Annotated in this window: 2 protein-coding genes; both read left to right on the top strand. The window is 76.9% G+C overall.

From position 1 onward, the window contains the following. Positions 1 to 28: 28 nt before the first annotated feature. On the top strand, positions 29 to 2,125 hold the full coding sequence (gene pta, locus GTR00_RS16045; RefSeq protein WP_166612592.1) for a phosphate acetyltransferase: 2,097 nt from the start codon (positions 29 to 31) through the stop codon (positions 2,123 to 2,125). A 205-nt stretch (positions 2,126 to 2,330) separates the two neighbouring features. Then, positions 2,331 to 3,976: DEAD/DEAH box helicase (locus GTR00_RS16035; protein WP_205705949.1), on the top strand; the 1,646-nt coding region annotated here is incomplete at its 3' end.

The raw sequence follows: 3,976 nt of genomic DNA, 5'->3' as shown, positions 1-3,976 counted from the left end.
GTCCGGCCCCACCCGAGAGGAGCGCGCGGTGCCCCGCACCCTGCTCGTCGTCCCCACCGGCCACGGCGCCGGCCTGACCTCCACCTGCCTGGGCCTGCTGCGCGCCCTGGACGCGCGCGGCGTGGCCGTGGGCTTCCACAAGCCGCTGGCGCAGCCCGGCCGCGGCGGCACCGACCGCTCCGTCGCCCTGGCGCGGCTGACCGCCAACCTCGCCGTCGCCGACCCCATCCCCGCCGCGCGCGTCGTGGAGCGCCTCAGCCGCGGCGAGGTCGACGACCTCATGGAGGAGGTCGTCGCCGCCGCCGAGGGCGTGCTCGCCGCCCACGACGTCGTCGTCGTCGAGGGCCTGGCGCCCTCGGCCGACCAGGTCTTCTCCGGGCGGGTGAACACCGCCCTGGCCACCGCCCTGGACGCCGACGTGCTCCTCGTCGGCTCCGCGGGCCCCGACGGCACCGACCCCGGCGCGCCCGAGCGCATCGCCGAGGACATGGCCGTCACCGCCGGCACCTACCGGGCCGGGGAGGCGCTGCGCGTGGTCGGCGCCGTCGTCTCGCGCTGGCCCGTGCCGCAGGACCCCGAGGTCGCCGTGGCCCGCGTCGCCGCGCTGCGCGAGGCCCTGGGGCGCCACGGCGTGCCGCTGGTGGCCGCCGTGCCGTACCGCACGGACCTGACCTGGCCGCGGGTGCGCGACCTGGTGCGCGCCCTGGACGTGGACGTCGTCACCCACGGCGACCAGCAGCGGCGCGTGAAGGAGGTCGTCGTCGCCGCCCAGGCGGTGCCCGGGATGCTGCCGCTGCTGCGCGAGGGCCGCCTGATCCTCGTGCCCGGCGACCGGCACGACGTCGTCATGGCCACCTGCCTGGCCGCGCTCAACGGCACCCGCCTGGCCGGGCTGCTGCTGACGGCGGGCGTGGGCATGGACGAGCGCGTCGCCGAGCTGACCCACGCCGCCGCCGCCACCGGCCTGCCGATCCTGCGCACGCCCCGCAGCACCTACGCCACCGCCACCGCGGTCAACCGCCTGGACCCCGACGTGCCCGCCGACGACGCCGAGCGCGCCCACGCGGTGACCACCACCGTCGCCGAGGCGCTGGACCCCGCCTGGCTGGCGGGGCTGCCCACCGCCGCGCACACCAAGCGCCTCTCGCCGGCGGCGTTCCGGCGCCGGCTGACCACCCTGGCCGCCGAGCGGCTGCAGCGCATCGTGCTGCCCGAGGGCACCGAGCCGCGCACCGTGCAGGCCGCGGCGCTGTGCGCGCAGCGCGGCATCGCGCGCCCGGTGCTGCTCGGCGCGCCCGAGCAGGTCGCCTCGGTGGCCGCCGGGCTGGGGCTGGCGCTGCCCGAGGGGGTGGAGGTGCTGGACCCGGCCTCCCTGGTGGAGCGCTACGTCGACGTGCTCGTGCAGGCCCGCAAGCACAAGGGGATGCAGCCGGACGTGGCGCGCGACTCGCTGGCGGACCCCGTCTGGCTGGGCACCACGATGCTCAAGGCCGGCGACGTGGACGGCCTGGTGGCCGGGGCGGTGCACACCACCGCCGCCACCGTGCGCCCCGCGCTGCAGGTCATCCGCACCAAGCCCGGCGCGAAGCTGGTCTCCAGCGTGTTCTTCATGTGCCTGCCCGACGACGTCGTCATCTACGGCGACTGCGCGGTCAACCCCGACCCGGACGCGGAGGAGCTGGCCGACATCGCGCTGCAGTCGGCGGCCTCGGCGCGCGCCTTCGGCATCGAGCCGCGGGTGGCGATGATCAGCTTCTCCACCGGCTCCTCCGGCGCCGGCGCGCAGGTCGACAAGGTCGCCGAGGCCACCCGCATCGCCAGGGAGCGCGAGCCGGACCTCGTCATCGACGGGCCGCTGCAGTACGACGCGGCCGCGGTGGCCTCGGTGGCGGCCGCCAAGGCGCCCGGCTCGCCGGTGGCCGGGCGCGCCACGGTGTTCGTCTTCCCCGACCTGAACACGGGCAACACGACGTACAAGGCGGTGCAGCGCAACGCCGGCGTGGTCTCGGTGGGGCCGATGCTGCAGGGCCTGGCCAAGCCGGTGAACGACCTCTCGCGCGGGGCGCTGGTCGACGACATCGTGTACACGATCGCGCTGACGGCCGTGCAGGCCTCCCGCGGCTGACCCCCGCGCTGATCACCGGGGAATCGCCGCGGGGGCGGGCCTGTTAGGCTGAGTGCGACGGTTCGATGCCGTCCACTCAGCGGGCGAGCCGCCCGCGAGGTCGCTCGAGTCTCATCCCTCAGCTTCTGCGCGCAGCACCGTGCGCGCCCGCGCCTGGGGGCGGACCGCCTTAGCGGCCGCCGATCCACGTGGAGTCAACTCCCGCATGCCCCAGTACGACCGTTCTTCCACCTCCTCCCGCGACGGCTTCGCCCGTGAGGACTACTCCCGCGGTCCCTCCCAGGACCGCTTCCCCCGCCCCCGCCGCGGGGAGGGGGACAACTACCGCTCCGAGGGCCACCGCTCCGAGGGTTACCGCGGCGACCGCGACGGCGGCCGCCCCGAGCGCGGCGGCTACCGCGGCGACGCGCGCGGCCCCCGCTCGGAGGACCGCGGCCCCCGCTCCGGCGGCTACGGCGCCCCCCGCTCCGGCGCCTACGGCGGCCCCAGCGGCTCCCGCGGCCGCCGTTCCGGCCCGCCGCGCAGCCCCCGCTCCTTCGCCCCCTCGGCGACCGAGCAGGCCCTGACCGCCGCCGAGCTGGTCGAGGTCCCCGAGCTCACCTTCGCCGAGCTGGGCCTGCCGGCCGAGCTCGTCGCCGCCCTGGAGCGGCGCGGCATGACCGCGCCGTTCGCGATCCAGTCGCGCACCCTGCCCGACGGCATCGCCGGCCGCGACATCCTGGGCCGCGCGCGCACCGGCTCGGGCAAGACGCTGGGCTTCGGCCTGCCGATGCTGGCGCGCCTGGCCGCCGCCGGGCGCCCGCGCATCACCGGCGCCCCGCGCGGCCTGGTGCTCGTGCCGACCCGCGAGCTGGCCATGCAGGTGGCCGACGCGCTGCGCCCGCTGGGCGACGCCCTCGACCTGCGCATGTCCGTGGTCGTCGGCGGCGTGCCCTACGGCCGGCAGATCTCCGCGCTGCAGCGCGGGGTGGACGTCCTCATCGCCACCCCGGGCCGCCTGGTGGACCTCATCGAGCGCGACGCCGTCTCCCTGGCGGAGGTGGACGTCACGGTCCTCGACGAGGCCGACCACATGGCCGACCTCGGCTTCCTGCCGGGCGTGCGCGCCATCCTGGAGGGCACCAGGACCGGCGGGCAGCGCATGTTCTTCTCCGCCACGCTGGACCGCGGCGTGGAGGCCCTCGTCCACGACTTCCTCACCGACCCGGCGTTCCACGCCGTGCCGGCGCCGGCGGACGACGTCTCCAACATGGAGCACCGCGTCTTCGCGGTGCGCCCGCACGACAAGCTGCCGATCCTCACGGAGATCAGCAAGCGCCCCGCGCGCAGCATCTTCTTCGTGCGCACCAAGCTGGGCGCGCAGCGCCTGGCGGACCAGCTGCGCGAGGCGGGTGCGCCGGCGGAGGCCATCCACGGCGACCTGCGCCAGGCGCAGCGCTCCAAGGCGATCGACGCGTTCGCCGCGGGGGAGACCCGCGTGCTGGTGGCCACGGACGTGGCCGCGCGCGGCATCCACGTCGACGACGTCGACCTGGTCGTGCACGTCGACCCGCCGAACGACCACAAGGACTACCTGCACCGCTCGGGGCGCACCGCGCGCGCCGGCGCCAAGGGCACGGTCCTGGCGATCGCGCTGCCGGACCAGGTGCGCCGCTACGGGTGGCTGCACAAGGACGCGGGCGTGAGCGCCAACGACGTGGAGCGCGTCGCGGCCGGTGACGACACCGTGCGCGCGGTGGCCGAGTCCGGCGAGCCGGTCGTGGTCAAGCCGCGCACCCGTCCCGAGCGGGAGGGTCGCGGCCCGCGCCGCGGCGGCTTCCGCGGCGGCCCGCGCCGCGAGGGCGGCTCCCG

This window comes from Kineococcus indalonis (assembly GCF_009906395.1).
GTDB lineage: Bacteria > Actinomycetota > Actinomycetes > Actinomycetales > Kineococcaceae > Kineococcus > Kineococcus indalonis.
Note: the sequence above shows the minus strand (reverse complement) of the source record. Positions and strands in the feature narration are given on the sequence as shown.